This is a genomic window from Aliivibrio friggae, assembly GCF_057368515.1.
The window spans coordinates 484960-509360 of record NZ_CM170649.1; the positions used below are offsets into that span (position 1 = coordinate 484960).

General features: G+C 39.4%; 24 protein-coding genes. 10 read left to right on the forward strand and 14 right to left on the reverse strand.

What is annotated here, in order from left to right; all coding sequences use genetic code 11:
• Positions 1–128 precede the first annotated feature (128 nt).
• Entirely contained in the window at positions 129–1034 is a 906-nt protein-coding gene (locus AC2INI_RS15600; RefSeq protein WP_486306341.1) for a LysR family transcriptional regulator, read from the reverse strand.
• A 118-nt stretch (positions 1035–1152) separates the two neighbouring features.
• Between AC2INI_RS15600 and AC2INI_RS15605 the strand changes: the two genes are divergently transcribed.
• Together AC2INI_RS15605 and AC2INI_RS15610 are read left to right on the forward strand one after the other, a co-directional pair.
• Positions 1153–2151 (forward strand): NADP-dependent oxidoreductase, encoded by a 999-nt coding sequence (locus AC2INI_RS15605; RefSeq protein ID WP_486306342.1) that lies wholly within the window; start codon positions 1153–1155, stop codon positions 2149–2151.
• Positions 2152–2422: 271 nt separating this feature from the next.
• On the forward strand, positions 2423–2608 hold the full coding sequence (locus AC2INI_RS15610; RefSeq protein ID WP_045103419.1) for a hypothetical protein: 186 nt from the start codon (positions 2423–2425) through the stop codon (positions 2606–2608).
• A gap of 53 nt (positions 2609–2661) precedes the next feature.
• On the opposite strand, the gene mepA is transcribed toward AC2INI_RS15610, so the two are convergent.
• Positions 2662–3471 (reverse strand): penicillin-insensitive murein endopeptidase, encoded by an 810-nt coding sequence (gene mepA, locus AC2INI_RS15615; protein ID WP_486306343.1) that lies wholly within the window; start codon positions 3469–3471, stop codon positions 2662–2664.
• A gap of 356 nt (positions 3472–3827) precedes the next feature.
• Between mepA and AC2INI_RS15620 the strand changes: the two genes are divergently transcribed.
• Positions 3828–5342 (forward strand): peptide MFS transporter, encoded by a 1515-nt coding sequence (locus tag AC2INI_RS15620; protein ID WP_486306344.1) that lies wholly within the window; start codon positions 3828–3830, stop codon positions 5340–5342.
• Positions 5343–5407: 65 nt separating this feature from the next.
• On the opposite strand, the gene AC2INI_RS15625 is transcribed toward AC2INI_RS15620, so the two are convergent.
• The 3 genes from AC2INI_RS15625 to AC2INI_RS15635 all read right to left on the reverse strand — a co-directional run bounded on the left by AC2INI_RS15625 (position 5408) and on the right by AC2INI_RS15635 (position 8587).
• Positions 5408–6529 (reverse strand): DUF1254 domain-containing protein, encoded by a 1122-nt coding sequence (locus AC2INI_RS15625; RefSeq protein ID WP_122032370.1) that lies wholly within the window; start codon positions 6527–6529, stop codon positions 5408–5410.
• A 283-nt stretch (positions 6530–6812) separates the two neighbouring features.
• Complete coding sequence (locus AC2INI_RS15630; protein WP_486306345.1) at positions 6813–7694, reverse strand: B12-binding domain-containing radical SAM protein; 882 nt, start codon at positions 7692–7694, stop codon at positions 6813–6815.
• 80 nt (positions 7695–7774) lie between these two features.
• Positions 7775–8587: an enoyl-CoA hydratase/isomerase family protein gene (locus tag AC2INI_RS15635; RefSeq protein ID WP_122032372.1), complete on the reverse strand. Its 813-nt coding sequence runs from the start codon at positions 8585–8587 to the stop codon at positions 7775–7777.
• 178 nt (positions 8588–8765) lie between these two features.
• Between AC2INI_RS15635 and AC2INI_RS15640 the strand changes: the two genes are divergently transcribed.
• A complete protein-coding gene (locus tag AC2INI_RS15640; RefSeq protein ID WP_122032373.1) occupies positions 8766–9716 on the forward strand; it encodes a LysR family transcriptional regulator in 951 nt (316 codons plus the stop codon).
• Positions 9717–9742: 26 nt separating this feature from the next.
• On the opposite strand, the gene AC2INI_RS15645 is transcribed toward AC2INI_RS15640, so the two are convergent.
• Complete coding sequence (locus tag AC2INI_RS15645; protein ID WP_486306346.1) at positions 9743–10168, reverse strand: MarR family winged helix-turn-helix transcriptional regulator; 426 nt, start codon at positions 10166–10168, stop codon at positions 9743–9745.
• A 146-nt stretch (positions 10169–10314) separates the two neighbouring features.
• Between AC2INI_RS15645 and AC2INI_RS15650 the strand changes: the two genes are divergently transcribed.
• From AC2INI_RS15650 to AC2INI_RS15660, 3 genes are all read left to right on the forward strand, one after another.
• Positions 10315–10617, forward strand: a complete 303-nt coding sequence (locus AC2INI_RS15650) for a DUF3861 domain-containing protein (protein ID WP_486306347.1) — start codon at positions 10315–10317, stop codon at positions 10615–10617.
• 414 nt (positions 10618–11031) lie between these two features.
• Positions 11032–11514, forward strand: a complete 483-nt coding sequence (locus tag AC2INI_RS15655) for a GNAT family N-acetyltransferase (protein WP_122032828.1) — start codon at positions 11032–11034, stop codon at positions 11512–11514.
• 21 nt (positions 11515–11535) lie between these two features.
• Positions 11536–12477 carry a LysR family transcriptional regulator gene (locus AC2INI_RS15660; protein WP_486306348.1) on the forward strand — a complete coding sequence of 314 codons (942 nt, stop codon included), beginning with the start codon at positions 11536–11538 and terminating at the stop codon, positions 12475–12477.
• An 11-nt stretch (positions 12478–12488) separates the two neighbouring features.
• Here AC2INI_RS15660 and AC2INI_RS15665 read toward each other — a convergent pair whose 3' ends face one another.
• The 4 genes from AC2INI_RS15665 to AC2INI_RS15680 all read right to left on the reverse strand — a co-directional run bounded on the left by AC2INI_RS15665 (position 12489) and on the right by AC2INI_RS15680 (position 17189).
• Entirely contained in the window at positions 12489–13733 is a 1245-nt protein-coding gene (locus AC2INI_RS15665; protein WP_486306349.1) for an NADH:flavin oxidoreductase/NADH oxidase family protein, read from the reverse strand.
• 96 nt (positions 13734–13829) lie between these two features.
• A complete protein-coding gene (locus AC2INI_RS15670; protein ID WP_486306350.1) occupies positions 13830–15155 on the reverse strand; it encodes a carbohydrate porin in 1326 nt (441 codons plus the stop codon).
• Between the two features lie 208 nt (positions 15156–15363).
• A complete protein-coding gene (locus AC2INI_RS15675) occupies positions 15364–16536 on the reverse strand; it encodes a dipeptidase (protein ID WP_122032378.1) in 1173 nt (390 codons plus the stop codon).
• Positions 16537–16547: 11 nt separating this feature from the next.
• Positions 16548–17189 carry a DUF3299 domain-containing protein gene (locus AC2INI_RS15680; protein WP_486306351.1) on the reverse strand — a complete coding sequence of 214 codons (642 nt, stop codon included), beginning with the start codon at positions 17187–17189 and terminating at the stop codon, positions 16548–16550.
• Positions 17190–17397: 208 nt separating this feature from the next.
• Here AC2INI_RS15680 and AC2INI_RS15685 point away from each other — a divergent pair, with 208 nt between their 5' ends.
• Entirely contained in the window at positions 17398–18402 is a 1005-nt protein-coding gene (locus AC2INI_RS15685; protein WP_486306352.1) for a helix-turn-helix domain-containing protein, read from the forward strand.
• A 49-nt stretch (positions 18403–18451) separates the two neighbouring features.
• Here the strand turns inward: AC2INI_RS15685 and AC2INI_RS15690 are convergent, their stop codons facing one another.
• Positions 18452–19687 (reverse strand): dipeptidase, encoded by a 1236-nt coding sequence (locus AC2INI_RS15690; RefSeq protein WP_486306353.1) that lies wholly within the window; start codon positions 19685–19687, stop codon positions 18452–18454.
• Positions 19688–19961: 274 nt separating this feature from the next.
• Complete coding sequence (locus AC2INI_RS15695) at positions 19962–21059, reverse strand: alkene reductase (RefSeq protein ID WP_486306354.1); 1098 nt, start codon at positions 21057–21059, stop codon at positions 19962–19964.
• A 299-nt stretch (positions 21060–21358) separates the two neighbouring features.
• Here AC2INI_RS15695 and AC2INI_RS15700 point away from each other — a divergent pair, with 299 nt between their 5' ends.
• A complete protein-coding gene (locus AC2INI_RS15700) occupies positions 21359–22267 on the forward strand; it encodes a DMT family transporter (RefSeq protein WP_486306355.1) in 909 nt (302 codons plus the stop codon).
• On the opposite strand, the gene AC2INI_RS15705 is transcribed toward AC2INI_RS15700, so the two are convergent.
• Positions 22245–23123 carry a LysR family transcriptional regulator gene (locus AC2INI_RS15705; RefSeq protein WP_486306356.1) on the reverse strand — a complete coding sequence of 293 codons (879 nt, stop codon included), beginning with the start codon at positions 23121–23123 and terminating at the stop codon, positions 22245–22247. The two genes, AC2INI_RS15700 and AC2INI_RS15705, sit on opposite strands and share 23 nt — an antisense overlap.
• A 99-nt stretch (positions 23124–23222) precedes the next feature.
• On the opposite strand from AC2INI_RS15705, the gene AC2INI_RS15710 reads away from it, so the two are divergent.
• The gene (locus AC2INI_RS15710) at positions 23223–23585 is read left to right on the forward strand and encodes a DoxX family protein (protein WP_045103445.1); all 363 of its coding nucleotides are present in this window, start codon (positions 23223–23225) and stop codon (positions 23583–23585) included.
• A gap of 57 nt (positions 23586–23642) precedes the next feature.
• On the opposite strand, the gene AC2INI_RS15715 is transcribed toward AC2INI_RS15710, so the two are convergent.
• Positions 23643–24278: a CatB-related O-acetyltransferase gene (locus AC2INI_RS15715; RefSeq protein WP_486306357.1), complete on the reverse strand. Its 636-nt coding sequence runs from the start codon at positions 24276–24278 to the stop codon at positions 23643–23645.
• Positions 24279–24401: the final 123 nt, after the last annotated feature.

Below are 24401 nucleotides of genomic sequence, written 5' to 3' on the forward strand. Positions count from 1 at the left end.
CGATAGCTCGCCCTCTCATTTTTAAAGCTTATAAATTAAAGCTTAAAATAAGATATTTAAATAAATTGAAAGTAAGAGATCTATTCCAAATATCAATATAGAAAATGAAATATTAGGCAGCAATATCGCTATTTATTCCCTTTAATCCTCGCCACAATAAAATCAACCGCCGCCTTCACCTTAGGGGTTGAATACGCTAATTTTTGATACAACATATATACCCCAAGTGTTTGGTTTTGTGTGATATTTAATGGCTCATTAAAGTGTAACTCAATGAGTTCATTACGCTCAAAATAAGGCTGTAAAACCCAGCGGGGCATCATGATTATTCCATCGCCCTTTATCGCTTTATCTGCCAACCACTGACCATTATTTGTTGTGAGTAAACTTGGTGCAGAGACGTCTTGCCACTCACCGTTTATTTCACTTAACCAAGGCGTGGGACCGTGCGGCGTTTTGAAGAACAAGCCTTTGTGATTAGGTAACTCTTTTGTGCTCTTAGGGTGACCATATTGCTTAAGATAAGAGGAAGCAGCAGCAGGAATAAACTGATTATCCATAAGATGAATCGCAACCACACGCTCATCTGGAGCAAAACCACCACGAATAGCGATATCTACGTCGTCCCTATCTAACTTAGAGAGTTGATCGTTTAGCTCTACATCTAAAACAATATCCGGATAGCGAAGGGTAAATTCATCCAAAATCGGGGCAAGAATACGCTCACCAAAACCCACCATTGAGCTGATTTTAAGCGTGCCTGTTGGAATGGTTTGGTAATCTTTGACTGCTTTATCGCATTGCTCTAATTGCTGAATTAGTGTCGTGACTTGATTGTAGTATTGCAAGCCAACCTCAGTGAGAGAGACGGTTCGAGTGGTTCGTTTCAATAATTGAGCACCGAGTGACGCCTCTAGATCGGCAATGCGACGCGAGACAGAAGAAGCAGGAACATCAAACTTTTTTGCCGCCGCTGAGAAGTTACCAGCCTCCACCGTAGCGGTGAAATATTTTAACGCACGTAATTGATCCATAATTTCATTATTGCCTTTTTAACAATAGACTTTCCTATATTACCCCCCTATATCTAATGAAAAACATAAGTAATACTGTAATCACTCGCACAAATACTAACAACAAAAAGGAAATGTTATGAGTCAGTACACTGAAATTCAATTGAGCCAACGTCCAGATGGAAACCCAATCGGCCCACAGCTGTTTGAGGTGGTAAAAAAAGAGATCCCAATGGCTGGCCCAGGACAAATTCTGATCAAGCAAACTTATATGTCTTTAGATCCTGCAATGATGGGTTGGATGAGCCCTGACACCAATAGCTACATTCCGCGTGTCGAGTTAGGTCAAGTGATGCGCTCAAGCGGTTTTGGTGAAATCGTTGAATCAAATCATCCTGATTTTGTTGTTGGTGATTCCGTCATGGGGATGATGGGCTGGACAGAATATTTAGTAACCAATGGGCAAGGCATTAATAAAGTTCAAGCAGGTGTAAGTGCTGAGATGGCACTGGCTGTGTTCGCACTTCCGGGTTTAACAGCAACACAAGGCTTGTTTAATATTGCTAAGCCACAAGCGGGTGAAACCTTAGTTGTTACTGGCGCAGCAGGCTCTGTTGGTTCAATTGTGGGTCAATTAGCCAAAGCAGATGGTTTACGTGTCATTGGTGTTGTAGGCAGTGATGAAAAAGCCGATTGGATAGTGAATGAATTGGGCTTTGATGGCGCTATCAACTACAAAACAGATGATTTAGAAGCAAAATTGGCAGAACTTACGCCAGAGGGTGTAGACGTGTTTTTTGAAAATACAGGTGGCCCAATTCAACACCATATTTTTAATCGTATGAACACGCACGGACGAATCGTTGTATGCGGTATGATAGCGGATTACACCGCAACAGAGCCGGCACCAGGACCAAACTGGATTAACCTGATTAAGAAACGCGTGATGATCCAAGGCTTCGCTATGCCAGATCATCTAGGCAATGTTCCTGCGCTATTAGAAAAGTTAACTCCATATGTGATGCAAGGAAAAGTGAAATACCGAACTCACCAATTGGATGGCTTAGAAAGCGCAATGTCTGGTTTGAATATGTTCTTTACGGGTGAAAATAAAGGCAAATTGCTCGTTAAACTGTAAGACAACCGTTATCTTATTTGAATAAAAAATCCGAGAGTGATTATGCTCTCGGATTTTTTATAGCGATATAAACGTAAATATAGAAGAACAAGTGATTTTCCTGCGTAATAAATAGAACACCTAATTGATTACATTGGTATAACAAATTGATGTGGTTGAGTTTTCACTATGATTACAAACAACAAAAACCTTACTATTTATAGGGTAAAAGTCTGGTTTCATCAAATGGAAGTGGTAGCATTATCTTGTATGTTATTTAAGGAACAGAAAAATGGTTACTACCACTCCAACGCGTTTTAAGGTGAAAGTGAACACACATAAAGGAAGTTCTTATTGGACACTTAGCGGTTCCACAACCATTTTTGAAGATGCGGTTGTATTTACTATGGAATCCATGCCTGACTTCTTTAGGCAATCACTTAATCAGGATTCTATTGAGTTACTACCTGTTGAGTAAAATCGTGTGAATCTAAATTGAATATCAGTAATAACCTTGTTCGTTTTTTCTGATTAATTAAGGGCATTTAGCATCTCAGAACATTGCTTTGGCATAACGGGTGCAGATGCTCTTTTTTTCTTTGGTGTTGGGTTCAATCGCCAGCTTTGCGCCTCGTGTCCACAACCATCCCCTTCTGGTGGCTCAGCTTGGTTAATACAGCTTTTATCCTCTTTAGGACAATTAAGGCGCACATGCATATGAGCACTGTGTCCCCACCAAGGACGCACCTTGCGTAACCATTCTGTATTCTTACTTTCTTCTTCACACAGTTTTTCTTTGATTGCAGAGTTAACAAATATACGAGCTACTCTTTCATCTTTTGCTGCCATTTTAATTAATTCAAAGTGTTCTGGTTGCCAGTATTGCTCTTTAATTGTTGTCGTTGGTTTATCTACCAGACTAATCGAGTAGGGCTTTTTCAGCTCTTTTTGGGTCAACGGTGTATTTAATAAGCGTAGCCAAATATCAACATCAAGTCCTGTCTGATGGCTGGAATGGCCGTGAGAAAATCGCCCTCCTTGCGGTAAAGACATATCAGCAATTAACAACTGTTTATTGAGATCCTTTTCTGAAGAGATAGCGAGATCTTGAATAAAATGGATGGTATCTGAATGAGCGAAATAACGCTTACGTTCACTGCGAACCACTTGATAACCTTTTCCGCTTAAAGGCAAAGCGTTTGCACCTTCAAGACAACCATTGGCATAACTACCAATAGATTCAATTGCTTGATTAGTTGGGGATTGCATTGATTCCCAAGATGTCGCATTTACCGAAAAGCTATAGCAGATAACATAAAAAGTAATGAGGTAGTAACGCATTGGTTTATCCCTAAACTACATTGTAATTTACAATATATTAACCTAAATAAAGCGAGCATACTCATGGTAATTTCTTTCTTAACTACTCTTAGAATTCATTGAGAAATAAATGGCTACATAATTACTTACACGTAGTTGATAAGGCCGCTATTTTATATTTATTGGAAATATAGACCTATAATTAACACTTATATTAGTTAATTTGGCTTCAGATCTCATTCTGGAAAAGAGAACTTCTTAACTCGGCGGTTTGAGACTTGCGTATCAAATGGAGAAGTGACCAGATGATATAAAGACCAAAATACACCTACAAAAAGTAGGTGTTAATGATGTCATTATGATTCTGGAGTAGTAGTATGCAAGACAGTAATGCACGATTTCCCACGATAGCTAAAATTCTCATTCTTAGACAATTTTTATGGGGTGCCGCCTTTTATGGTGCCTTTGTTCTCTTAACTAAGTTCTTCCTTAATGATCTTAATTACAGTGAAGCCGACACTATTATGATGATGGGGGCGTTTGGTGCAGTTGGGCCTGTATTTTCAGCGGTTGGTGGTTTTTTAGCGGATAAATTTATTGGTGCGTTTCGTGCGGTTTATATTGGTTATGCGACCTATTTAGCGGGTTTTTTACTGCTAGGGGTGGGAGCAAGTCAATTGAATATACCAATGAGTATTTTAGCCATCGCTTTAATTGGCTTTGCTCGCGGTTTATCGGCAACTTGTCCAACAGTACTGTTTGGTAACTCTTATTCAGAGACGAACCGTGAAGCTTTCCAGCAAGGTCTTACGGTTAACTATTCAATTAATAACCTTGGTTCTTTTTCTGCTAAATACCTTTTTCCTTTTTTAATCACTTATCTGGCATACCAAGGTGTTTTCTTCGTATCGGCTATCTTAATGGCTCTGAATTTATTGATGTTTTATAAGTATCGTAAAGAGTTGGCAAGTGTGGGTAATGATTTAGATAAAGCGCCATTATCATTAAAAACGTGGGCTCTATTTTTTGCAGGCTCTGCGGCAATGCTTGCTTTAATATTCTGGATTTTCTCGAATCTTGATACTGGTAAATACATTCTTTATGCATTAGGTTTTGGGGCTATTGGTTACTTCATTTATGAAATTACAAAAGCGACGCGTGCATTCCAATATAAAATGGTGGCAGTGCTGATCACCGTTTGTATCTTAATCGTGTTCTATTTTTTCTATGGTCAAATGTTTACCTCAATGAACATGTATGCCATCAATTTAATGGATGACACCTTACTTGGCTTTATTCCAATTCACCCTGAATCAAATATGGCGTTCAACCCGCTGTGGTGTTTTGTGCTTGGTGGACCAATGATCCAACTTTATGCATGGTTAGATCGTAAAGGCTACTCACCAACTATTCCAACTAAAATTGCAGGGGCATTTATGCTCACGACTATTGCGTTTGGTTTATTAGGGTTCTCGGCAGGCACAATGGGCGAAAATGGAAAAATCTCAGCAGACTGGATTTTATTTGTTCACTTTTTCCAATCAGGTGCAGAGCTTATCGTTGGAGCACTAGGTGCTGGATTTATTTTTGAAATGGTGCCACGTTACCTTGCTGCATTCTCGATTGGATTACGTGCTGTGGCTATCTCATTAAGTGGTATCTTAGCTGCGGTAATAGCAACAAAAATCGCGTTGCCTAAAGATATCGTATTTACACCAGAAGTGGTTGAAACGGTATATACCAGTTATTTTTATATGCTAGCGCAAGTGGCTGCATTTATGGCGGTATTGACGTTAGGGTTATCTAAAGTGATTCAAAGATTAATCGCTCGTGGAGAAGCGTTAGAAGCCGAAGAAAAAGCTGAAGCAACAATGAAACCCAAAGTGATTTAATGAACATCACTCTCTAATTTTTGATAAAAGAAAAGGGCTATTATGGCCCTTTTCTTATTTTTCAATTATAAAGAATGAGGTTGTTTAATTTCCTTTGCGTACTTAACAATTTGCTCTTCTGATTTAGGTTGATACATACGTAAGATCCCTGTCCATCCAGCTTCTACATCAATGTTATTTATTGCTGTATCGCCACAATTAAAGTTTACCGTGTACGAACCATCTTTATTGGCTTGTAATTCATCCTTACGACTTGATAACGCAAAGTTCTCAGTATGAACATAGGCATCAGAACCATAGGTTGTAATGGAGAAAAAGCCTTTTTCTGTTAGCGGTGGAGTGTTGAAAGTCATCGTTTGGCAAACGCCGCTTCGGTCATCAGCAAGTAATACTTTGTAGAAAGCATGTTCGCTTGATAAACCACCAAAGCCCATTGATGTTAACCCACGAGCATGAAATAGCTCTACTTGACGATCTTTAAGATTTTGAACGGGTTTAATCGCCTTCTCTTCTGGTGCGCCCATTGCTTTGGTAAAATCGAGTTTTAGTACATCATCTTCAAGTGATAATCGTACGTTTTCTCTTGTTACCTGATCAAACCCCTTTGGTATATAAAGATTATCTGAGTTCGCAGTGCCCTTGATCATATCTTGTTTTTTGTTGCCGTCTTCTATTGCTCTCGGTGTATTTGAGTCCACCTGAGTTCGAGCTATCGTCCAGACATGTTGGCCAGAGCTGAGCATATCAGGAGTGATAGTAATTTTGTTTTTACCTTCTTCAGCATAAAGAACGGCGATGCTACGATGGTTCTCATCAATGACTTGTAATGTTTGGTATGTATCAAGAATTGGAAGCTCAAAAGTTACGCCTCCAGATGTATCCCAAATTGACTTAGAATATAGTGTATCTCTGTTTTGACGAACAACGGTTTGCGTATCCATTGTTAGTAGAATGCGATCATGAGTGAAATGATTAATACCTGACTTTTCTTGTTGCTCAAAGAAGTATTTATCAGACTCTGCAGCAATAAAATTATCTTTAGTTACTTGAATCGTTCCGCCATTTTCAAGCTGTAGAGCCGTTGGTTGCCCTTTCTTTGGTAAGTTATCACCAAGGTCATGAGCTGATACAAAACCTGAAAAAAGACCCGTTGCAAGAATCGCTGAAAGAATAATATTTCGTTTCATAATAAACCTCTAATACGTAAAAATAATTTTTTGTGACGCCACTGTTTGTGTCGATAGAATAAGGATAGGTATAAATGAATCTCTTTATTGATAAAAGATAAGTTCATTTTTGAGGTTGGTACTGTTTCAGAGTAATGAGTAGAATAAAACTAGAGGTATGTAACGTTCGTTGGGAGTGTTGAAAACTATTTGGTGGGACGATTAATTAAACTATATCTTAAACACCGAGTGAGGTATTTGTGCAATTAGAATAAAAGGGCGAATCTCGCCCTTTGATCTACCATTAAAATCGTCCAAGATAAGCTTTACCAATAAGGTCGTTATCTTTCTTTAGTAAATGGTTGTTAATATGAGGCAATGTGCTTGATTTAATCTCATGTAATGTCCCTTTCATTGATAATAAATTTGAGCCATGCGTGCTATCAATCAACAAACTGTCATTGTCTAAAGTTTCTAATAAAAGTTTCAACTCTTCTAGAAGTTCATAAGGGTCGAGCAGTTTGAAATCGCCCTTAGTGACTTGTCTAAACAGTGCCGTTCCTTCCATCGGTACTGTAGTTAATAAACCCAATAAATACGGGTTCATTTGGTTAATCAACTGAGCGGTTTCTAACGCATGACGTTTGGATAGTTCAGGGCTACCACCAAGACCAATCATCACCATAGCAACCAGTTTAATGCCAGCTTCTACAATATTTTGACCTGCTGCGAGCATTTCTGCCGAGTTAACCCCTTTACGAACCGCTTTTAAAACCTCATCAGAGCCAGATTCAACACCAAGGTAAGTCATGCTTAACCCTGCTTTTTTCAGTTGTTTGAATTCATCTAATGTTTTATCAAGCGTGCTTTGTGGCCCTGCGTAGGTACTTACATGTGTCAACTTTGGAAAAGCCGAATAAAGTTCCGATAAAATCTCTAACAGCATCTCTGTTGGTAATGAAATCGCATCACCATCACTTAAGAATACTTTTTCGATTTTATTCCCGAATGCCGCTTTCGCCATACGGATATCTTCTTTTAAGTCCTCAATAGGACGAACTCTATAACGAACATCTTTGTACATTGAGCAATAGGTACATTTATTGTAAGAACAACCAATCGTACATTGCAAAATATAAGCATCAGCCTCTGGCGGCGGACGATAAATATCACCTTCGTATCTCATGAGTTACCTTCACAGTATTATTTTAGTGGTCAACTATAATTAGCCGCCAATACGACGGCTAATAATGGAGTGATTTAATTTTATTTAGACAGTTCAGCCGCCGTATCAACAAAAATACCTTGAATGTCTTTTGCTTCACGCTCTGTTTGTCCGCCATGTTTTAAAAATGCAGAGATAATAGCGGCTGTTTTTTGCTCTTTAGCACGTTCTAAAAAGTAACGTAACTCTAACTCTGCACCCGCGTCTTCATCTTTAATTGATGCAGCAATGATCTCTTTGTACATCACAATATCACGCACTTCTAATGTACTAATCACACCTAAAGTCATTGCTAAAAAGTTATCCATTTCCGCTTTAGGTACAAATTGAGTAATGATATTTAAGTTCTCAGCTTGTTGCGCTGTGAAATCGTTACCCAATAATAGAGCTTGTAATGCTTTGTTTTTGCCCATTCTTCTTGCGAACTGAACCGCACCTTGGCCGCCAGTAGGAATATTCACATGAACTTCTGGTTGAGCAAATGCTGCATTTTCAGTGCCGTAAGCAAGGTCACACGCCATAACAAACTCATTACCGCCCCCACGAGCCACACCATCAACCAAAGCAACAGACACTTGTTTCATCGCCTTGATGTTCATGATCATGTGATTGAACTCAATAGACGCTGCTTGGCCGCCTTGCGTGCCGTTAATCACATTCAGATCAAGATGCGCTAAAAAGAAGGTTTCATGCAGTGATTTAAACACCACAACTTTAGTTTCTCGGTCATCTTTTAAAGAAAGTACATATTCATTAATTTCGTTGATTAGATTAATGGTTAATACATTCACTGGTGGATTGTTGATAGCAACCGTTGCGATACCATTTTGGTTAGTGATTGATAATGTTTTCATAATGTACTTCCTCTAAATCGCCTATTGGCTAGTTAAATATAATTACGTTGAGAGGACGTCCTCTCCGTCAGTGAGATAACTATAAGCAATCCATTAGGTGATAAAAATACCGTTAATGGCATAAGATTGATGCTAATATTGCACCAATGCTGTTTTTATTTATTCTCATGAGGCTCATATGGACTTTTCTAATCGCTTACTTTTATTGTTGGAAGTTACTGAACTAGGCTCTTTTACTAATGTTGCCGAGCAAAAGAACCTAGATCGCTCTGTTATTTCAAAGCAGATAAGTCGCTTAGAAGAAGAGTTAGGGGTTCGTTTACTTAACCGCACCACGCGCTCGTTATCATTAACAGCAGCAGGCAATGAAATGGTGAGCCAAGCAAAACTGTTACGTGACTTATTGAATAACACGCACCGTTTAGCGCAAAACTACCATTCAGAGCCTAGAGGGATATTAAAGATCACCAGCTCAATGATGTTTGGCCGTCAGTACGTTCAAGATGCGATCTCTGTTTTTCAGAAGCAATACCCAGATGTGAAATGCGAACTGAGATTAGAAGATAGAGTGGTTGATATTGTGCAGGAAGGCTTTGATATTGGTTTTCGTATTGGTAGACCAAAGAACTCCAGTTTGATCTCTCGTAAGATTGCTCGAAGTCGTTTATTAATCGTCGCCTCTCCAGATTTCATTCAGGAACACGGTCAGATAGAGACAATTGAAACGCTGGAATCACTTCCAGCGACGATTTATGCCGCGCCTGGATTGTTCATCAATAAATTCAATTATCTCGATGAGAACAATATTGAACAGCAATTTCAACTTAATGTTGCTTATAAAGTGAATGATGTTGAGATGGTAGTAAAAAGCGCGGTGGCTGGTAATACGCTTGCTGTGGTAACTGCTCAAATGATTGAGAATGAAATCACTGAAGGGAAGCTAATCCCGATCATGACGCATTTGAATCTTGAAGATTTTGGGACTTTTTATGCCGTATACCCACATCGAGATGCGCCTATCAAAACCAAGTTATTTATTGATGTATTAAAGTCGATCATTGGAGAAAGCTCCCCTATTTGGGAGCAGAATATACCAGGTTTCGCCAAATTATACGGCGGTACGAAGTAGTTTGTCGGTTTAGCTTTGAGCTGTTTTTAAGTGTTAAGGTTTCTCGCCATCTTCTCTGCAATACGCTTAAATTCAGCGATCTCTTCATTAGAGAGATCCATCGACACCTTTTCAAACATACTTTTATCAATCCCCGAGATTTTTTTTATGATCTCTTTGCCACCTTCAGTGATACGAAGGCATTGGCTGCGCTTATCTTCAGGATTAGGCTCTTTAATGATGAGATCTTGTGTAAGTAAACTGCTTAAAAGGCGTGTGACTTGAGCTTTATCTCTATGTAAATAATTAGCAATATCAACGGCTGTGCAATGTGGTTTGTGGTTAATGATCTTGATAACACGCACATGCATAGGCGTGATCCCAAGCGCTAACTCTTCAATTTGGTCATGCAAATTACGCTTTAACGTATGTACTAACGTGAACAAGCTATCTAATGATTTTCTATCAGACATAAATATTACCATTTAAAAGTGGTTGACATTATCAACTAAAAATATATAGTTGATATTATCAACTTAATTGAGCGTTCTTTCAAGAGGAAGTTCAAATTGGTTTGCTGTTGAATATGATGTCATCAAGACTATTAGAAGGTAGAACTATGATCCCTAAAATTAGAAAAGATAAGTGTTACCGAGTGACCATTGAAGAGATAACACCAGAGCAAGAAATAGCTCAAACATTGGCGTTTGAATTTCAAGATCGTGAAGATGTATTTAATATTGTCGATAAACTAAAACAAAAGAGTGGCTTAGAGCCAGAGATTGCAACAAAGGTAGGTGTTGCATTGCGTTTATTAGGTCCAGTGATGATGGCAAACCGTAAACATGAATTGTTTGTTGATTTTATGCCGCACTTTAAAACCTTTATGCAAAACTTGAAGAGTAAAGTGAAAGGCAAATAAAAAAGTAATACTTTAAGAACATATTGAAAACCTAAAGCCGAGTGAGGAATACACTCGGCTTTTCTGTGACTGAGTAAAGCCTAGATGAGCTGTATATTCTCTTCATAACTTCCTTCAATTAAACCGATTTAAATCCATTTTTATCTCTTAGAATACTCACCTCATACTGAAAGAGAGTTGTTCTAAAAACACGAGTAAATTTTGTTTTTAATATTACCTGCACAGCATTATTAAAATTACACCGAACTTTGACAAAGTATATGGTAGTAAGAGATAGTTTATAGAGTTGATTTTAAGTCATGCTAAGTATTCGTTAATGTGATTTTTAATCATAACTGTGTCACCTTATAGTTAATTCATCAAAGACAAAATGAGTAATCAAAGATGAATGAGATGAACCCTAAGAGAGAAATTATGAGTCTTAATATTGTTGAAGTGTCAGCAGGACATGATAAAGAGTTAAGCTGTGTTATCAAGCGTGTAGGAGCAGAATACGGTGCAGTAGGTGAGGGCTTTGGTCCATCAGATGCCGAAGTTGATGAGATGAGTGCCTATTACACCAAAGAAAATCGCAGTCATTATTTGGTCGCGTTACTGGATGGAAAAGTCGTAGGAGGTTGCGGTCTTGCTCCTTTTGGTAATGACACAAATACCTGTGAATTAAAAAAACTGTTCTTGCTTGAAGAAAGCAGAGGGTTAGGCCTTGGAAAGCAACTTGCTGTTGCGTGTTTAGCGTTTGGGAAAGAGCAGGGATTTACTCAATGTTATCTTGATACGCTTTCTAATATGGTTGCGGCAGTGCGATTGTACGAAAAACTAGGCTTTGAACATTTACCACAACCACTTGAAGAAACACTTCATGGGGCATGTGATGTTTGGATGCTAAAACAATTGTAAATAAGAACTCAAGGATGAGGTATGAATAACTACAAACTGCTACGCCCGTTATACACCTTGCTACAAACACGAAGTTTGACAGGATCAGCGAAACGCCTAAACGTAACACAATCAGCAATGAGTAGAACCTTAACTCAAATTAGAACCGCCTTTAATGATCCTATTTTGATCCGAGAGGGGAACCAGTTTGTGGTCAGTGCAAAAGGTGAGGCATTACTGAAAAAACTGCCATCAATATTGGCGACTCTTGATGACTTATATGACGTAGAGGTATTCTCTCCTAAAGAATGCAGCCGAGAGTTTACACTGGCTTACACCGCCTTTCTTTCGGAAGCCATTGTTCCCGTTATTTGCAAAGAAATAGTGGCTCAAGCACCTAATGCCTCGTTATATAGTCAGCTTTGGCAAGAGCAACACATTCAAGCGCTGTCTGAGAATAAGATTGAGCTTGTGGCCTCAACATTGGATTATTTCCCTGAGAATATTTATGGGAAAAAATTGATTGATGATGAGTACGTTATCATCATGGCTGATTCACATCCCTTAGCTAATCAAGCGGTGAGCCAAGACGTTTACTTTGAATCAAAGCACGTATTGGTTCATGGATTACGAGAAATGAAGCAGTATGTAGGAGATCTATTTCAGCAACATAAGAAAAAAAGAAAAGTACTCGCAAAGACCCCTTCATTTACTTCAGCCATAGAGCTTATATGCCAGACAGATGCGCTTGTGACTGCACTACTGCATATCGCTGGTCAATTTATCGATAAACTGCCAATTACCATTAAACCGTTACCGTTTGAGCTACCAGTTCATAGTTATTATTTACTTTGGCACAGTAAATTCCAGAATGATCCTGCTCACCGTTGGTTTAGAGATCAAAGTTTCTTGCTGTTACAACAGCATCTAAAAGAGACCTATGACGTGGGTAAGCTGAATCATCATGTAATGGATTTTAAATAGCGCTTCTCTGCTTACGCTCTGCGCTTTTTAAATGCATACCAACCTGCACTTAGTAGAGTTTTAAATACCACACCAAAGGCACTTAATTGAGGATCGGCCTCTTTTCCATCAGCAATACGCCACATTTGGTGTTCATACCAAACAAGCCCAACCATCGCCATTTTATCTAATGCCGGTTTGCCCGTTGTTGGTTCGGCTAGTGGCATGCCATGGCTTGGGTCTTCAATTAGTTTATTAGGAAAATCAGGGTCAACCGCCATGGTTCGTGCAATGCCAATGAAGTCAGTTGCAGAAGTATTTAATGCTTCATTCATTGCAGGAGCAGTACGAAAACCACCAGTGACAACTAAGGGTGTCTTAACCAGTTTTCTTACTTTCTCCATGTAATCCATAAAGTAAGCTTCACGTTTAACGGTGCTTTCTTTTACAGGCTTATTTTTATCTTTGGCTCCCATCATTGATGGACTCTCGTAAGTACCGCCGGATATTTCGATTAAATCGATGCCGTTATCACTTAGAGTTTGTACAACCTGCATCGACTCATCTTCTGTGAACCCACCTTTCATAAAATCGGCACTGTTAAGCTTAATGCCCACCGGAAAAGCATCACCAACTTCTTTACGGATAGCGCGATACACTTCGAGAACAAAACGCAGTCGATTCTCTAATGATCCACCCCATTTGTCGCCTCGTTGGTTGTGTCTTGAGGATAAAAATTGGCTGATAAGATAGCCATGAGCCCCATGAATTTGCACGCCAGTAAAGCCAACTTGTTTTGCTAGTTTGGCACTGGTGGCGAACTTATTAATGATCTCATGGATTTCATTATCAGTAAGTTCTCGTGGGGTATTAAATCCTTTTTCTAATCCACGCTCTAGTGAGATAGCTGAGGGAGCAACAGGATCTGCACATAAGAATTTAGGAATTTGTTTACCTGGGTGATTAAGCTGCATCCATATGTGTGAGTCGTTTTGTTTTCCGGCATTCGCCCACTCAGTAAATAACGTAAGGTCACTTTGTTCATCTAAAACCACATTCTTAGGCTCACCAAGGGCAGTTCTATCCACCATGACATTCCCCGTCATCGATAAACCAATACCGCCTTTAGCCCAACGTTGATAGAGGGTTGCTAAACCAGACGTGGGGTTATGCTGCTTATCGCCAAGCTGTTCACTCATTGCTGATTTGAACAAACGATTTTTAATCACTTGGCCATTGGTAAGCGTAAATGGGTTACTGATATTTATCGAATTCATGTGTGCCTTATAGTTATATTTTTATGTGTTTGATCAGTATGCCCTATTTGTCGATGCGAACATAAACATCATCCAATTTGTATGCGTAAATAATAATTAGATAATAATGCGAGCTCTAATTCCTGCAACCCATGTACTGTCTTCATTTGAAAAGGCAGGGTCTTTAATATATTGAAGATTAGGTGTAAGTTCGACAAATTCACCCAATGCCATTTTGTAATATAATTCGCTGGTTAACTGAGAATGACTTGAGTCTGAAACCGAGTTAATGCTTTTCATTACATTAGAGAAGTCATTGTTTACTTCACTCCAGTTAAACGCAAACCCTAAGTTATTTTTTGCATTCCCTAAGCCAAAATATCCGAGTCCAGCCGTTACTGATTTATCGTAGAGTGCGACATCTCCTTCAGAAAACCCTCCTCGTATAAACGGCATAATTTGCGATGTTGCCATAAAACTGGCTGAAAAGTTAACCCCTTGGCCGCTTCCTCCATCGACGAGACTATGTTGAGTTCCAGAGTCTAAATGCCAAAATGTTAGGTGAATATTATCGGTGTAAATTTGCTCTTTAGAGGCAGTCCAACCCAGCTCAAATGTCGTAAACAGTCGGTGATCATTAAATAAAGTATCAAAACCTTCTAATGGTTCATCAGATTTACCTTTACCATCAGCCACACCCGCAATGGTGTAAACATTATCAGTAATCATATGCCCTACAGCGAAGCCAAGAATGCCATCATCCGGTAAGCCAATCGCACCAGCACCAGTACTAAAAGCAAGGTTAGTAAATCCATTCCATGGGCTTGCTAACGCATAGACATCGACATAGTCAGTGGTATCTAAATAACCGACCATAAATGATGTATTACCGTTATTGAGTTTTTGCTTCCAGTATAGGTTGGTTAATCGAGTACCTTGATCGCTGTAAGCTGGACCTATCATTCCTCCGTAACCAATGCCGTTGCCAGCCCCAGTAAAATTGCCTTGGAAAGCAAGTTCTTTTGGTGTCATGTCAGAATAGCCGTGGCGGTGTTCTACTTTCCATACGACTCCTCCGGTATTACCTGTTTCTAACCCGACAAGATTCCATGAACCATAAAATCGTGCGACACCAGAAGATGCTTTATCTTCCCCGCCAGATACGGGGTCAGAAGCACTTAGGCCAAGCATTTGATAATCAAGCCCAAAAGTGAGATTGTGTTGCTCTGCTAAGTTTTCTCGCCAACTCTTTTTTTGTCGAGTATTTTCGGCAAGTGTATTATCGACCGTATCAGGACTGCCAAAATTTGCGCTCGCGAGTAGGGAGGAAGAAAATAGAGCAACAGCAATACTTACCCCTAACGTACTGACTTTTAATAAAGAAAAGTGACGATTAATTTGAATCGGAAAAGGTTGTTGCAAGGAAGCGGTGTATTTATTCATAGGACCTTCCTAAAAGAATGGTTAAAAAGCTATTATGGCTAATATCCCATTTTAAAATTGTCATTTTGCGCCAATTGAAGTGAACAACTTAAGATTTACAGTATAAAGCTAGCGTGATTGATAGAAGCAAGAGATGAAAAGAAACGCCGCCTATTTGTGCATTACTGGTAGTTTTTAGGCGACGTAAAAATAGAGACTTAGAGGTTCATTACCAAGTCTGTTCCCAAACTCTCATTAAGTTTCCAGAGTACATTTTTAGAATATCTTCGTTTTTATAGCCACGCTTCCAAAGCTCATCCGTTAAGGCTGGTAAAAACTTAGCAAGCTCAGCACCGCTGTCAGCACCACGATCAAAGGCATCAATCATGTAGCCAAAGTCGTTGTAGCTTTGGGGACTATTTTTGGCGAATGTTTTTACCAATGCAGTACTAAACATATCATCAGTAGCAATACCTACATGATCTATGCCGACTAACTTGATGTAGTATTCCAGCATATCAGCGGCTTGTGCAGGAGTGATATCGTCAGGGAAGATGCCATCTAACATCCACTCGGTAAATGTTGGGCTGACAACACCGCCCATCTTCGCTACACGGATAGCTTGTTCATCAGTAATTAAGCGATAACAAGGAGCTAGTGCCTCTTTCTTGATTTTTTCTTTAGGGCTACATTCGTATAACCCTGCAGGACCTGAGTGAGTAAATACAGCAGGGACACCAGGATGTTTTTCTTCCATGTAGCTCATGATATCCATTGTGGTTTGATATGAGGTATGGCTCATGTCGACTAAGATGCCATTTTTAACCATCTCATCAATGAGTGAACGACCCCAATCAGATAAGCCGATATCATCATAATGGAGTGCTTCGATTACGCCTAAACCAGTACGATAACGACCGTTATAAACGAGCTGCATGGTATTTACCCCCATGGCTTTAACGGTTGCTACTTTATTAAGATCGCCATTTAAAATGGTGGGTGTTTGTGAGTTCCAAATGAATACATATTTGCCATTTTCTTTGGCTTGTTTAATGTCTTCAACGGTATACCCAACGGTCATTGTGTCTGGGTGTTTATTGATTACACTTTGCCACTTATTACGCTCGGCTTCGAACTGTTCAAATGTATAATATGTTGCCGCCAACGTTGCACTTACCCCTGAAATTCCGGTATCAATAGCGCGTTGAATATAGTCTTCCATTTGTTTATCTTCAGTCCAACCTGCACCATAAGGTGAGGCAAACATGTCCATAACTAATGATTCTTTTACAAATGCCTGTGCTTTTTTAGAGGCATCCCAGCTCTTACTTTCTTGGCTGGCATATGCACTGCCTGAGGCTAATGCTATCGAGATTAATGACACTGATAATTTTTTAAGCATATCCTTTACCTTTAATTATAGAGTTCTACTGAAGTTGCTAGCATGGTGTAAGCAGTATCGACTTCTGCGATACCATCTGATAATTGAACGTCTGATTTAGTGTTACTTGCGTTTAACTCTCCTTCTATCCACACTGGTGTATACAAGCTAATTAATTCAACGCCTTCTTTTGGGGTGACTAATACAATTTGGTTGGCTGGTGGTGGTGGAGTGTGGATACAAGCTCCGGCTGTTGGTACAAGCAAAAATTGAGTGACTAGCATACCGTCCATTTCTAATGGCACTATGTAGCCAGGCAAGCGTCCTGTTTTACCAATTAAGCTTTTATTTATTGAGTTTTGGGCGGAGTTACGTTGTTTTGCGATTTCAGCGCGCTGTTTTATTAGCTCTAGAATGTCGATGTTTGAATCGTTAAAACGTTGAATTGCAATTTCATAATTTGCTTTAAGTTCAGGAGCGTTATCACTATCTAAATAAGTCATAACATTATATAAGTCGTATTTCTGCATGGAGGAAAAACGCACAAATGGGTCAATGAAAGATTTTGATTCTTCTGAGACTAAATCGCGCCAAGTCCACTGCTCCGAAGCATGGCTGTTCGTGCTTAAAGATAAGCAAACAACTAAAAATAGAAGACGTGAAAATGAAATCATAAAGCGTTCCTTCGCTATGTTTTTATTCAATAATACTGATTTAGCTATTATAGTTATGGGCAAATCATACTATTCATTTTACTATTAAGTTTATTAAATGTTAACTCCTAGTTAATTAATTTAGCATAGTAAATGTAAATATGTAACCAACTCAGTATTGCTTTTTGGCATCTTTAATATCAACAGGTTAGGCATAGGGTTTATCTATATGCAGCATTTACAATCTGGACTCTCTATGACTAAAACGATTCCGCTTATCCATAAAACAGCCGCAATAATGCAATTAGGCATACTGAAGCAATATGTAGATGATATGTGGCCAATAATTAATGAGGCTCAGTTACCCATTTATTTGGATTCTACCTCTGCGCAGTACATTCCTTTTCGAACGTTTGCGAAGTTTTTACAGGCTGTTTTTGAGCGCCTCTCATCACAAGATTTTATCACCTTTGTGCAACAGGGCGCTGAGCGGTATTCCAAGGAAATTGCTCCCATTAAACAAGCAAAAACAATGCAGATATCACTTGATGCTTTGGGGTTACTTCTTCCTATTCAAAGCGCTAAACTTTCATTGGCTTTTCTCAATACAAAGTGTTTACAACATTGCCTTGAATTAACATTAGAGGATATTAAATCCTTTGGTTTCGTCAGTGAGCTTTATACTATTTGTGTTGCACATCATTACTTAACTCAGCACTGTTCTGATATCAAAGTACCTTCAAAATATCATGTAGTATCACAAGAAAAATCCGGTTTAGATAAGCTTCAAATTTCAACGGACACTCCTCAATTTATGGGACAAATGAGTACAGCCATTTTTTATAACTCTACTATTGAGACATCAGCGAGTTCGCAGCAATTAACTTGGGAAAAAACAAAGCCCCCTTTTTCTAAACAACTTTCTAATGCGCTTGAAAGTTACATTGGGCGACAGGATTTAAGCTTGGAGGCGTTTAGTGACATCATTGGCATTCCGGTGCGGACTATTCAGCGTCACTTGGCGCAAGATGGTTCTAGCTACAGAAAAATAAAAGAATCGTTAAATATAGCATTTGCTAAGCGAGTAATGGTTGAAAGGGAGGTGTCGATTTCTGATATCTCTGGACATCTGGGCTATACAGATCCTTCCCAATTTATTCGTGCCTTTAGAAAAATAGAAAACATAACCCCACTTCAATGGCGTAAGCAAACGAGGACAGGAAGAAAATCCTAACTGTCCTGTGCATATAAAAATGCCAACGTTAATGTTGGCAAAAAATGAGTTACGCTTTAGGTGTCCAAGTTTGTTGGTAAACACGCATTAAGTTACCAGCGAAGAGTTTCGTCAAATCTTCATTTGAATAACCCATCTTCCATAATTCATCCACAACGCCAGCAATATGCTTAGACAGTTCTGCACATCCTGTCGATCCTTTACTAAAGGCATCAACCATGTATCCGTTATCGGCATACTTATCGGCATTAGCCATCGTAAATGGAACTACTTTAGCTGTCGTCATCATATCGTCAGTCGCAATGCCTACATGATCAATCCCCGCAACTTTTACTGCACCATCAATCATTTCAGCGAACTGTTTTGGCGTGATACCTTCAGGCCAAACGCCATCCATCATCCATTCAGTTGCTGTCACTGCTATTACACCACCCATTTTCGCCACAGTTTCAGCTTGCTCATCAGAGATCAATCGGTAACACGCAGCTAAACGATAATCTGGATGATCTTTTTGTAGGTTTTTCTCGGCCATTCGTTGCTTTGTTTCGCTGAGAGTTTCATGTGGCTGACAATTATAAGTCGAAGCAATAGGGGAGTGTGAATAGATAACCGGAACCCCTTTATGGTGCTTCTGCATATAGTCTGTAATATCTTCGGTTGTGTAATGAGATGTATGAGATAAATCGACAGTAATACCATGTTTAACCATTTCATCAATGACTTCTTTACCAAAATCAGTTAGACCAGATTTATCTCCATTTATCATAGAGATAACGCCCGATCCCGTTAGTTCGGTTTCATTGTAGGTCAATTGCATTGTTTTAATGCCATATTCTGCCATCACAGCAACGTTTGAAGCGTCCCCTTCTAAAGGCATTGTTGTTTGGCTTGCCCACATGATGGCATATTCACCATTATCATGAGCCAACTGGAAGTCTTCTACGCTATTAACATAACGGATAGGTGTTTTTGCCGAAGATGATGCTTTTTTCCATTTTGCGTGTTCAGATTTAAATGCAAGCATATTGGGGGTATGAGGAGCTGCAATGGTAACTGAAGCACCAGTTACGCCACGTTCATGAGCTAAATCAATGTACTGTGCAACCTCTGAATCAGCAGTAAAACCTACCGCGCTAGGAGAGGCGTAGAAATCTAATACTAGGTTATCTTTCACAAACTCTTTTGCTTCAGGAGAAGCGAATTCATACCAATCTTTGGTTTCAATTGATGCTGCAGCTGTTGTTGATAGTGATGCGATTATGGTCGCTAGGAATATTTTTTTCATTGTATTACCTCATACATTATTTAACGATTTAGCCCGTAGTTGATGTAGAAGATAATAAGAGAATTAACACCTTTAAATGTGCATTTTACGCCAGTGATGGTATTTGCCTGAGTCTTCGTGATAGTTTGATATAAAACAGTCAAGGTAAAATAATCATAGTGATGACTAGGTAAAGGACTTCACGTATAAATATATACTCTGAATATAAAAAATAACCCCACTTAAATAAGCAGGGTTATATGATTTATTTTTTGAACTCTAACTAGTAAGGCAATTACGCTTGATACTCAGGGTAATCTGTTAAGCCTTGCTCTGCACCGCCAAATAACGTATTTGGATCATGTTGGGCTAGAGGATAACCGTGTTTAATACGAGTCGGTAAATCAGGGTTAGCAACAAATGGACGACCAAAGCTGATCATGTTTGCTAAACCACTGGTTAATGCTTGATCTGCTTTTTCGGTATTGTAGCGACCAGCATAAATAATAGTGCCTTTGAATGCGTCACGAATTGCTTCTTTGAATTCTGTAGGTGTCTCAGGTGCATCATCCCAATCTACTTCAGCAATGTGCATATAAACCACATTGAGTTTATTTAATAACACAGCAGCAGCGGTGTAGGTTTCAGTTGGAGTCTTATCAACAGTCCCATTTAATGAAGTAAACGGAGCAAGACGAACGCCGACACGGTCATGACCAATAGCGTCAGTCATTGCCTCAACCACTTCGCCTAAAAAGCGCAGACGATTGTCGATAGAACCACCATATTCATCGGTACGATTATTGGCTTCAGAATCAATGAATTGGTTAATTAAATAGCCATTTGCAGCATGAAGTTCAATGCCATCAAAACCAGCTTCTACTGCATTTAGCGCCGCTTGACGATACTCTGCAACAACATCAGTAATGTCTTGCTTTGTCATTTCACGAGGTTCAACCACATCAACAAAGCCCGGAGCATCAGTGCCATTATCAATAAACACTTTTACGTTTTCTGCTTTTAGTGCAGACGATGAAATAGGCTGTTGTCCACCAATATTATCAGGGTGAGTAACACGGCCAACGTGCCAAAGTTGAGCAAAAATAGCACCACCTTTTGCGTGCACAGCGTCAGTGACTTTTTTCCAACCTGCAATTTGTTCTTGAGAGTAGATACCAGGAGTCCATGCATAACCTTGGCCCATTTCTGAAATTTGAGTACCTTCAGTAATGATAAGCCCTGCAGTTGCGCGTTGTGCGTAATATTGCGCCATCATGTCGTTTGCAATGTTACCTGGTTGGGTAGCACGAGAGCGAGTCATTGGTGGCATAACAATACGGTTTTTAAGCGTAAGATTACCCAGTTGCATTGGTTGAAATAGTGCATTTGTCATGGTAAATCCTCTTTTTGCTTATGCGAAGGTTATTATTATCTAATTAGTGGAAGCGATGTGGTGCTTCCCTTTGCCTAGCTAACGGTTGTTATTTTGTATGGGATTAAGATATACAAAAAAGAGGGTTACATGAAATTATGATTGCTTATTATTTTAATAACAAAGTGTAATGATCTATTGTGGGGAGTGCAGATATTTGGAATAGAGCCTGAATGTCGATGTGATTAAGATAAGAGCTTTGGGTGCAGCGAGTAAACTAGGCTATCATTCATTACCTTCTAAATTTGGTTGATGTTGTTATGCCTACTTTCTCTTTTTCAATGATCCCGACAGGGGTTAGATTTATGTTTCTTTCTGCGCTTGGATTTGCGCTCATGTCGGCGTGCGTAAAATACGTGAGTAATTACGGCATTCCAGTATTTGAAATTGTGGCAGCAAGGGCATTAGTTTCTTTGATCATTAGCTATGCAGATGTGAAACGAAAAGGCATTTCGATATGGGGAAACAACAAACCCTTACTTCTTGCTCGTGGGGCAGTAGGCACAGCAGCGCTTATGTGTGTTTACTACGCAGTGACGACCTTACCTCTGGCTGAAGCAACCATCTTACAATACGTTCATCCTATCTTTACCGCATTGCTCGGCGTCCTATTTCTTAAAGAACACATTCAAAAATCAACCATGATATGCATTGCGTTTTGTCTTGTAGGCTTATTTGTTATGGTTCAACCAAGCATGAACAGTGGGAGTACAAGTGAACTGCCTGTTTTTAGTATCCTTGTTGCGTTGTGTGGTGCATTAGGAAGTTCGATTGCCTATGTGATAGTAAGAAAACTCAGCCAAACAGAAGACAGCTCTGTGATCATATTTTATTTCCCATTAGTGGCATTACCTATCTCAAGCATACTGATTTGGAATGACTTTGTATGGCCAAGTCTGTTCCTTACCATGATCCTGATTTTAATCGGTATCTTCACGCAAATTGGACAATATGGGCTGACCAAAGCCATGCAAACCCAAGCCGCGGGTAAAGCGTCTGCGTATTCCTATGTTCAGATTGTCTTTTCTGCGCTATTAGGTGTTTGGGTATTTAATGAGATCCCATCAATGTGGACTTATATCGGTGGTGGTTTGATTGTGACCGGTGCGCTTATTAACGTATTTGGTAAGCAGTCAGTCTCTACTCCTAAGAAAAGTAATTTGAAATAAAATCAATAAACGCACGAATGCGTTGGGGTTGGTGCTCACTATCTTTATAGACCATATACATAGGTAACTTCACCGTTTTATATTGTTCTAATATCTGCGTTAGTGAGCCCGATTTTAATTCGTGTTCTACCATCCATTTTGGCATTGCCGCTATGCCTTGTCCTAGTTTTGCCATTTGAACCAGCATCTCTGGGCTATCACTTCGTACTTGTTCTTTTATCTTAACTTTTGTCTCTTGCCCATCATTGAAACGCCATAGGTTCGATGGTGTCGATAACGAATAAGTTAGGCATTGGTGTTGTGCTAAATCGTCTGCAATTTCGATAGGAGGATGTTTTTCTAAATAGTCAGGAGAAGCAAAATAGGCGAGTTCATTATCCATTATCCATCTTGCTTTTAGCCCTGAGTCTTTGAGGTAGGCCGCTCGAATAGCAATGTCTATGTCGCTCTCAACTAAATCAACAAACTTATCCGATACCGACACATCAACAGAAAGCTCTGGGTGTGAATTTAGGAATTCATTGAGTGGCTCAGAGAGCTTTTGAACACTAAAAGCACTAGGAACAGACAGCTTTAAAGTGCCAGATATGGAGGTTTGTTCCTGTCGTAATTGAGATTCAACAAGGTTCATTTCGTCAGTAAGTTTCAGCGCTAAACGTAAATATTGTTTACCACCTGTTGTTAGGCTGATCGCTCGGGCATGACGGTGAAATAAGGTAATGCCTACTTGCTTTTCAAGCCATGCAATCTTTTTACTGACCGCACTTTGGGTTGTATTGAGTTCATTCGCAGCAGCAGTAAATGTGCCTAAGCTAGCGACACGACTAAAGACTTTTAAACAATCAAACTTATCCATAAGTATTCCTATTTGGAATAGTAATAAGCCCAATATTAGTATTCTTCTGTTCTAATTGGAATGCTTTAATAGCTCTATTGTTTATAGAGGAGTTACATCATGTTATTTATCCAAGGGTTATTAATCGCGTTTTTCTTGTTTGCTAGCTCAGTCAAAATGTTTGGTTGGGTAAAGGCGATATTTGAACCACAACTTGCCTTCTTTCATCGTTATGGCCTTAACCGTGCGGCAATGTTTGCTGTAGGTGTTATTGAAGCCACAGGTGCTGTTGTGATGCTAGTGGGAATGTTTACAGCAAACCCAGTATTAAGTGCGATGGGTGCTAGTTTAATTACGCTAACTTCCATTGGGGCGATGTTCTTTCATTTTCGATTTGATACTTGGAAAGACGCGGTTCCATCAATGGTGACGTTAGTGTTGTCTCTTATTATTGCGTTACCGTTATTGGAGAGATTGATTTAGAGGGATAAGAAACGGTGCGACACTGCCGCACCGTTTGAGTTATTTAATAGTAATGCTCTAATTAAGAGTGTCGTAAGATGTGATGGCTTGCTTTAGTTGCTCAAAATCAGGGCTGCATAAATGCGGTTTGAGCGCATTGAATTTATCAGTAGGCCAATCGTAAACTTTAAAAGACAACAGCTCTTCTATCACGGAAGGCTCAAAGCGATATTTCACGTGTTTTGCTGGAGAGCCTGCAACCACGCTATATGGTTCAACATCTTTGGTGACGACACTATTTGCGGCAATAACGGCTCCTTCTCCAATCGTTACGCCGGGCATGATCATTGATCTCATGCCTAACCAAGCGCCGTCATGAATGTGAGTGTCTCCTTTGCTTGCATAAGAGTCGTCGATAAAGTCCATAAATGGGTATAAACAAAACCAATCTGTTTTGTGGTTATGGTTTCCGCCCATTAAGATAATAACTTCAGCGGCGATACAGACGTAGTCACCAATATGAAGCTTATCGATTTCCCATCTTGGCTCCCATTGACGGCTGATTTTATCTCCGTGTAAATACCGAACAACAGAGTCTTCAAAGCCGTTATCCCAGCAATCACTGTAGTAGCTATGGGTGCCTTTAATGTGAATGTTTTTGTTGGTTACGACTTCATGAAGTAACTGAAACTTTGACCAGTGCTTTTCTTGCATAATAAACCTTTAAACTTATATAAAAATAATGGAGTTGGCATTAATTTAAAATAAGTCAGTGGATTCTAGGCTGTTTCAGTAGGGGGATAAGCTTCATGATTATTGTCCTTGCAATTTGAGGGG

Excerpts from the sequence above, each read along its gene's own strand:
- mepA (WP_486306343.1), bottom strand. The coding sequence starts at position 3,471 with ATGCGTTACTACCTCATTACTTTTTATGTTATCTGCTATAGCTTTTCG.
- AC2INI_RS15660 (WP_486306348.1), top strand. The coding sequence starts at position 11,536 with ATGAATAACTACAAACTGCTACGCCCGTTATACACCTTGCTACAAACA.
- AC2INI_RS15610 (WP_045103419.1), top strand. The coding sequence starts at position 2,423 with ATGGTTACTACCACTCCAACGCGTTTTAAGGTGAAAGTGAACACACAT.
- AC2INI_RS15620 (WP_486306344.1), top strand. The coding sequence starts at position 3,828 with ATGCAAGACAGTAATGCACGATTTCCCACGATAGCTAAAATTCTCATT.
- AC2INI_RS15690 (WP_486306353.1), bottom strand. The coding sequence starts at position 19,687 with ATGAAAAAAATATTCCTAGCGACCATAATCGCATCACTATCAACAACA.
- AC2INI_RS15645 (WP_486306346.1), bottom strand. The coding sequence starts at position 10,168 with ATGTCTGATAGAAAATCATTAGATAGCTTGTTCACGTTAGTACATACG.
- AC2INI_RS15640 (WP_122032373.1), top strand. The coding sequence starts at position 8,766 with ATGGACTTTTCTAATCGCTTACTTTTATTGTTGGAAGTTACTGAACTA.
- AC2INI_RS15680 (WP_486306351.1), bottom strand. The coding sequence starts at position 17,189 with ATGATTTCATTTTCACGTCTTCTATTTTTAGTTGTTTGCTTATCTTTA.
- AC2INI_RS15605 (WP_486306342.1), top strand. The coding sequence starts at position 1,153 with ATGAGTCAGTACACTGAAATTCAATTGAGCCAACGTCCAGATGGAAAC.
- AC2INI_RS15665 (WP_486306349.1), bottom strand. The coding sequence starts at position 13,733 with ATGAATTCGATAAATATCAGTAACCCATTTACGCTTACCAATGGCCAA.
- AC2INI_RS15705 (WP_486306356.1), bottom strand. The coding sequence starts at position 23,123 with ATGGATAAGTTTGATTGTTTAAAAGTCTTTAGTCGTGTCGCTAGCTTA.
- AC2INI_RS15700 (WP_486306355.1), top strand. The coding sequence starts at position 21,359 with ATGCCTACTTTCTCTTTTTCAATGATCCCGACAGGGGTTAGATTTATG.
- AC2INI_RS15675 (WP_122032378.1), bottom strand. The coding sequence starts at position 16,536 with ATGCTTAAAAAATTATCAGTGTCATTAATCTCGATAGCATTAGCCTCA.
- AC2INI_RS15625 (WP_122032370.1), bottom strand. The coding sequence starts at position 6,529 with ATGAAACGAAATATTATTCTTTCAGCGATTCTTGCAACGGGTCTTTTT.
- AC2INI_RS15655 (WP_122032828.1), top strand. The coding sequence starts at position 11,032 with ATGAGTCTTAATATTGTTGAAGTGTCAGCAGGACATGATAAAGAGTTA.
- AC2INI_RS15600 (WP_486306341.1), bottom strand. The coding sequence starts at position 1,034 with ATGGATCAATTACGTGCGTTAAAATATTTCACCGCTACGGTGGAGGCT.
- AC2INI_RS15635 (WP_122032372.1), bottom strand. The coding sequence starts at position 8,587 with ATGAAAACATTATCAATCACTAACCAAAATGGTATCGCAACGGTTGCT.
- AC2INI_RS15685 (WP_486306352.1), top strand. The coding sequence starts at position 17,398 with ATGCAGCATTTACAATCTGGACTCTCTATGACTAAAACGATTCCGCTT.
- AC2INI_RS15715 (WP_486306357.1), bottom strand. The coding sequence starts at position 24,278 with ATGCAAGAAAAGCACTGGTCAAAGTTTCAGTTACTTCATGAAGTCGTA.
- AC2INI_RS15695 (WP_486306354.1), bottom strand. The coding sequence starts at position 21,059 with ATGACAAATGCACTATTTCAACCAATGCAACTGGGTAATCTTACGCTT.
- AC2INI_RS15710 (WP_045103445.1), top strand. The coding sequence starts at position 23,223 with ATGTTATTTATCCAAGGGTTATTAATCGCGTTTTTCTTGTTTGCTAGC.
- AC2INI_RS15670 (WP_486306350.1), bottom strand. The coding sequence starts at position 15,155 with ATGAATAAATACACCGCTTCCTTGCAACAACCTTTTCCGATTCAAATT.
- AC2INI_RS15650 (WP_486306347.1), top strand. The coding sequence starts at position 10,315 with ATGATCCCTAAAATTAGAAAAGATAAGTGTTACCGAGTGACCATTGAA.
- AC2INI_RS15630 (WP_486306345.1), bottom strand. The coding sequence starts at position 7,694 with ATGAGATACGAAGGTGATATTTATCGTCCGCCGCCAGAGGCTGATGCT.